1 protein-coding gene is annotated in these 3309 nt (G+C 69.1%); it reads left to right on the top strand.

Annotation, left to right across the window (positions count from 1 at the left end; genetic code table 11):
- Positions 1-9 precede the first annotated feature (9 nt).
- Positions 10-3309 (top strand): UvrD-helicase domain-containing protein (locus tag AC1D0P_RS23550; RefSeq protein WP_477678956.1); only part of this gene is annotated, 3300 nt, incomplete at its 3' end.

Genomic DNA, 3309 nt, shown 5'->3' with positions numbered 1-3309 from the left:
GGAGGGCGCATGACCTCACCACCCAACACCTTGATCGCCCACGCCGCCGCCTACGAATGCAACGGCGAGCCGGTCTCGGCCGATGCGTTTTACGCGATTGCCTGCGACCCGCGCCGCAGCGTTGCGGTCGAGGCCTGCGCCGGCGCCGGCAAGACCTGGATGCTGGTCTCGCGCATCGTGCGCGCCCTGCTGGACGGCGCCACCGCCGCGCCCGGGCAGCAGGTCTTGCCGCATGAGATCCTGGCTATCACCTTCACCAAAAAAGCCGCCGGCGAAATGCGTGAGCGCCTGGACGACTGGCTCAAGGCCTTCGCCCATGCCGACGACGCCACCCTGCAGCGCGAGCTTGAAATGCGCGGCGTACGGCTGGACATCGGCAGCGCCAAGGGCCGCAACGCCGCGCAGCAGCTGCGCGAGCAACTGTCCAGCCTCTACCGCTCCATTCTGGCCAGCGGGCGCTCCGTGCAGATACGCACCTTCCACAGCTGGTTCGCCGCCTTGCTGCGCAGCGCGCCGGTCGCGGTGCTGCAGCGGCTCGAGCTGCCCGTCAACTACGAACTGCTGGAAGACGACGCGCCCGCGCGCGCGTTGGTCTGGCGGCGGTTTTACGCGGCGGTCGCGGCCGATGCCGCGCTCAAGTCCGACTTCGAGGCCGTGGTGCTCGCGCACGGCCGCTTCCAGGCCGACAAGGCGCTGCAGGCCGCGCTCGATAAGCGCACCGAGTTCACGCTGGCCGATGAAAAAGGCGTGATCGCCGCCTCGGTGCAGCCCTTCACGGCGCAGTTCACCGAATTCGGCGGCCTCGACGAACCCGAAGAGCTGCTTAGCAGCAACCGTTTCCACCGGCAGACCTTGAGGGACGCCGCCATTGCGCTGGGCCGCGCCAGCGCGCCGACTTTTTCGGCCAAGGGGGTGGAGCTGGAGCAGGCGCTGACGGCGGGCGATATCCCGGCCGCCATCGCGGCCCTGCTGACCGAAAAAGGCACGCCGCGCAAGTTCGGCGAAAAAATCATCGGCATCGAACAGGTGCGCATCGCCCAGGACCTGGTGCTGCGCGTGGCCGCCGCCCGCCAGCAACACGACGCCTGGCAATACCAGCAGTGCCTGGCGCGCCTGACCCGCGTGTTGATCGCGCAGTTCACCGCCCTCAAGCGTGAACGCGGCTGGGTCGACATGAACGACGTCGAACGCGCCGCGCTGCTGATGCTGGCCGACCCTGTGCTGTCGGGCTGGGTGCAGGAGCGCCTGGACGCGCGCATACGCCACCTGATGATCGACGAGTTCCAGGACACCAACCCGCTGCAGTGGCAGGCCCTGTATGCCTGGCTCATCGGCTATTCGGGCGCGGGCACGGCCCCCAGCGTGTTCCTGGTGGGCGACCCGAAACAAAGCATTTACCGTTTCCGCCGCGCCGAGCCGCAGGTGTTCCGCGCCGCGCAGGCTTTTGTGGTGCACGGCCTGGGCGGTGATCTGCTCAGTTGCGACCACACGCGCCGCAACGCCGAAGCCGTCATAGACACCGTCAACGCCGCCATGGCCACGGCGCGCGAGGCCGACGGTTATGACGGTTTTCGCGAGCACACCACAGCCTCGGGCCTGGCCGGCGCCGTGGGCAGGTTGCCGGCTATCCCGCGCAACAAGGACGAAGAAGAAGCCTCGCCGCTGGCCGCCGGCTGGCGCGACAGCCTGACCATGCCGCGTGAACTGCCCGAAGAAACCCTGCGCACGCGGGAGGCCCGGCAGGCTGCAGCATGGATATCAGAGCAGATCGCCGGCGGGCTGCGGCCCCAGGACGTGATGGTGCTGTCGCGCAAACGCGCAGGCCTCTTGCCGCTGCAGGACGAACTGCGGGCCCTGCACATTCCCGCCCAGGTCGGCGAAAAAACAGAACTCATTGACTGCTGCGAAGTGCTCGACATGGTGGCGCTGCTCGACGTGCTGGTTTCGACGCAACATGATTTGTCCCTGGCGCGCGCGCTGCGCTCGCCGCTCTTCGGCCTGGCCGACAACGAGCTGGTGCAACTCGCGCTGCTGCAGCGCGAACACGGCGCGCCCTGGTACGCGCTGCTGCAGAAGGAAGAACTGCTGACGCCCGAACTGCAGGGCCTGGGCGAGATACTCGCGCGCTGGAAGAGCTGGCTCGACAGCCTGCCGCCGCACGACGCATTGCAAGGCATTTATGACGACGGCGACGTGTTGGCCCGCTTTGGCGCCGCCGCGCCTGCCGCGCAGCGCGGCGCGGTGCTGGCCAATTTGCGCGCGCTGCTCGGTGTGTCGCTCGAATTGGACGGCGGCCGCTACGCCACGCCCTATGGTTTTGTGCGCGCCCTCAAGGCCGGCGGCACGCAGGCGCCGGCCACCGTCAGCAGCGAGGCGGTGCGCCTCTTGACCATCCACGGCGCCAAGGGCCTGGAGGCCGATGCAGTGCTGCTGCTGGACACCGACACCGTCGAGCGCAATGCCGACAGCATGGGCGTGCTGGTCGACTGGCCCGGCGAGGCCACCGAGCCACGCAAGTTTGTGTTCCTGGTCAGCGAAAGCCGGCCGCCGGCCTGTGCCGCCGAGGCCTTGGCCGCCGAGCAGGCCGCGCGCAAGCGCGAAGAGCTCAATGCGTTGTACGTGGCCCTCACGCGTGCCCGCCACACCCTGGTCATCTCGTCCATAGAACCCTACCGCGCCACCACCGAAAGCTGGTGGCAGCGCCTGCAGGGCTTGCTGGGCGAACTGCCCGCGCCCGTGGCCGACGAAAGCGCCGGCCTGCGCCCTGAGGCGGCGGATGCCGGCGTGTTCTACCTGCCCGAACTGCGGGAGCTGCCCGAAAGCCTGATGCCCGAGCCGCCTGCTTCCGGGCATGTGGATGAGGATTCCCTGAAAGCACGCATAGGCAAGGGCATGCACCGATTGCTCGAATGGGGCGGCGCGCTGTCGCCCGAGCAGGTGGCGGCCGTGGCCCGCGAATTCAGGTTGAGCCCGGCCCAGGCCGCGCAGTCGGCCGCGCTGGCCGGCCGCATCCTGGCAGGTGAGGGCGCCTGGGCCTGGCGGCCCGAGGTGCTGGCCTGGCAGGGCAACGAGGTCGACCTGGTCTACGCCGGCCAGGCGCTGCGGCTGGACCGCCTGGTGCAGCGCAAGGACGCCGGCCATGAAGGCCACTGGTGGGTGCTCGACTACAAATCGGCCGTCGCGCCACAGCGGCAGCCCGCCCTGGTCGCACAGCTGCAGGCTTACCGCGCGGCGGTCCAGCGCATTTACCCGGGCGCGGCGGTCAAGGCGGCTTTTCTCACGGGGCAGGGAACTGTGGTCGTGGTGGAG

The sequence above is a fragment of the Polaromonas sp. P1_G2 genome (genome assembly GCF_056405515.1).
This window is presented reverse-complemented; position numbering and strand designations above follow the sequence as displayed.